Annotated in this window: 2 protein-coding genes and 1 pseudogene; all 3 read right to left on the bottom strand. The window is 40.6% G+C overall.

The genetic code is table 11. From position 1 onward, the window contains the following. Positions 1 to 1,227: 1,227 nt before the first annotated feature. On the bottom strand, positions 1,228 to 1,737 hold the full coding sequence (locus BHE89_RS14955) for a DUF6392 family protein (RefSeq protein ID WP_069369145.1): 510 nt from the start codon (positions 1,735 to 1,737) through the stop codon (positions 1,228 to 1,230). 117 nt (positions 1,738 to 1,854) lie between these two features. Next, positions 1,855 to 2,103 (bottom strand): hypothetical protein, encoded by a 249-nt coding sequence (locus BHE89_RS14950; RefSeq protein ID WP_128860598.1) that lies wholly within the window; start codon positions 2,101 to 2,103, stop codon positions 1,855 to 1,857. 60 nt (positions 2,104 to 2,163) lie between these two features. Then, positions 2,164 to 2,361, bottom strand: a pseudogene (locus tag BHE89_RS14945) (S-type pyocin domain-containing protein); the annotation flags it as partial.

Raw genomic sequence — 2,361 nt, 5'->3', positions numbered from 1 at the left:
CGGCGGGACTCGTCGTTTCAGCCCATGGAGACCCGCGTAAATCCGTCGTACAGAGGGTTGCGGTCTGAGAAGTGGGAAGCCTCGCCGTTTACGGCGGGGAGCAGTCATCTAAGTTTGGTTCTTCTGGTTAGGTTGGGCTTCTTTCGACGGTGCAATCCAAGAAATCCCTAGTCCGTTGATTGGTGCTCTTATCAGGTACGCACTGTAATCTTTCGATACCGCAGCGTGATTCGGAGGCAGAGCCGGAATTTCGTTTTCCGGTACGTTTTACTACCACAATTTGCCTGTTTATCCTTTCGGAGACCGGGCTAAGTCCGAGTCAATCAAGTGGTGCATTTGAGTTAGTGTCTTTGAATGGTTTTAAGGAAGTAGTGACAAGCTAGCTTCCCGTTGCTAAGATTGGATTGTTAAGGTCGAATCGTTAGCAACTATGCACCGATTTAGATTAGCAGAGCCGAAGTGATGTCACAATCATTTCGGCTCTGTGCCTTCTGGAGTATCACAAAAAAATCCTTCTGTATTTCAATCCGCAATGCTCGCCGCAAGATGAAAATTTATTTTCCATCGAGGAAGCGTCATATCATCTAACGCTCGTTGAGTCGCCATACTCCCGAAGCTAATAAGTGCTAATCGTGTACTAATTTAGTGCTAAATAAGTGCTAATTCTGGAAGCCCTCCCCGCTGTCGTACTAATCATGTGCTAATTAGGTGCTTCGGTAGTGCTAGTTTTAAATGGCAAATTTATGTTGGGTAATTTACAGGCACGACGGCGACGTATACAAATCGCGTGCTTAGGGAATAAATTCCCTAATACCCTTTTTCAATCTCTACGAGCTATTTCTAATCATGCAGGATAGGGATAGTGATCCCAAATGTAGCCACATTTGATTCTATCTCCCCTGAACTTGCAGTTGGCTGTTAAAGCAAAAATGAAATTAACCTCGATTTTTCAGATTTCCGTTCATCATTAAAAACACTACCGCCCTCGTTTTACTCGGTTGGTCAAATCGCTTCTTGCCATAAAACAAGTTTGTGACTTTCAGCGATTTCGCATCGTTTTACTTGTCAGTTTGCATGATGTTAAAAACGCACTCAGAAGCTCGCAAAACCGTTCTAAACTTTGGGTGTTTTATAGGGTGATCGTGTCTTAAAATCGTTTTGAGGGGCTTTGATGGGGATGAACGGGCGGTTTTCGCGAACTAACTCGCCCGTTTAACATAAAAGGGATTATTTGAAGGGGGTAGATTTCCAACGTGCTTCTAACTTTTCTAATAGCTCAAACGTTATTTCTTGAACAAAATTTTTCATGGTAGGATGAAAACTCGCTATTAAAACGACTTTTTGATTTGAATTGGTCATATATTTTAAGGTAAACACTTCAGTCTTACCATAGGGAGTCCCTAAAAGAACCTTTTCAGGCCCTCTCCTAATCGGATTCCCTATATGCTGATAAAGCCATTGGTCAGTCATGACTTGTTCTAACCCAAACGGGATTTTATTGGGGAATACCCAACCATTTTTAATATTATTTGGGATTAATGTCAGTGTAATTTGAGAGAGCGTTTTTAATGGGTTTTTAAATGATAAAAAAACATATTCTTTGCTCATCCGTAACTTTAAAGTGATATCACCCGAATTGCCTTGCGGTTTAGTTTTATAAGGAATTAACCCGTCGTTATAAAGTTCATCATAAGTATCCCCTAATCGCCGTACTAAGGCTTCAATATTTACACTCATTGGTATAATCCTTTCGCTCTATTTAATCGGTGTAGTTCAGCTAAAACCTTATCTAATTCTTCATCAGGAGTATTATATTCCGCTTTTAAACATCGTCGCTCTATTTCCCAATTTCGTTCAACCGCTTTTTTTTAAATCCTGACCGTCATACTCTTTTCGACGCAGTTTTGTATCATCGTCTAATTCAACCCAACTATTATTTCTGCCACCGTAGGTTTCACTGCATTTTTGGTGTACCGATTTAGGGATAGCAACGGATGCTACATTATCTAATGCTATATCTAATTGGGTTTCAGTCATTGTTTCATCTAAATTTGTTAAATAAATTTCGACTGCGGCTTTTTGACGGAATATGGTCAACTTCATAGATCCCCCCCTTTAGAGAGTTTTTTTCAATTTTCCGTAATAATCGACTTCTAAAAAAATTCACGATCCTTTTTTTGAAAATAGACATAAATAGCAGGCACTTCCCCCCCAAGGGTCGACAATAATAAAATCATTAAAATCGTCTTCTTCCAATGGAAAGGTTTCTACCCAACCATTCTGCCGTTCTTCTGGAAAACCGGGAGGCGCATTCAACGTCTTTTCAGGAATAGGGTTAGGCAAGCGCCAAATTTCTTGGGG

This window comes from Shigella sp. FC1967 (assembly GCF_001743005.1).
In the GTDB taxonomy this organism is placed as follows: Bacteria; Pseudomonadota; Gammaproteobacteria; order Enterobacterales; family Enterobacteriaceae; genus Proteus.
Note: the sequence above shows the minus strand (reverse complement) of the source record. Positions and strands in the feature narration are given on the sequence as shown.

Bases quoted from the DNA above. Each gene is read 5' to 3' on its own strand.
- BHE89_RS14950 (WP_128860598.1), bottom strand. From the start codon at position 2,103: ATGAAGTTGACCATATTCCGTCAAAAAGCCGCAGTCGAAATTTATTTA.
- BHE89_RS14955 (WP_069369145.1), bottom strand. From the start codon at position 1,737: ATGAGTGTAAATATTGAAGCCTTAGTACGGCGATTAGGGGATACTTAT.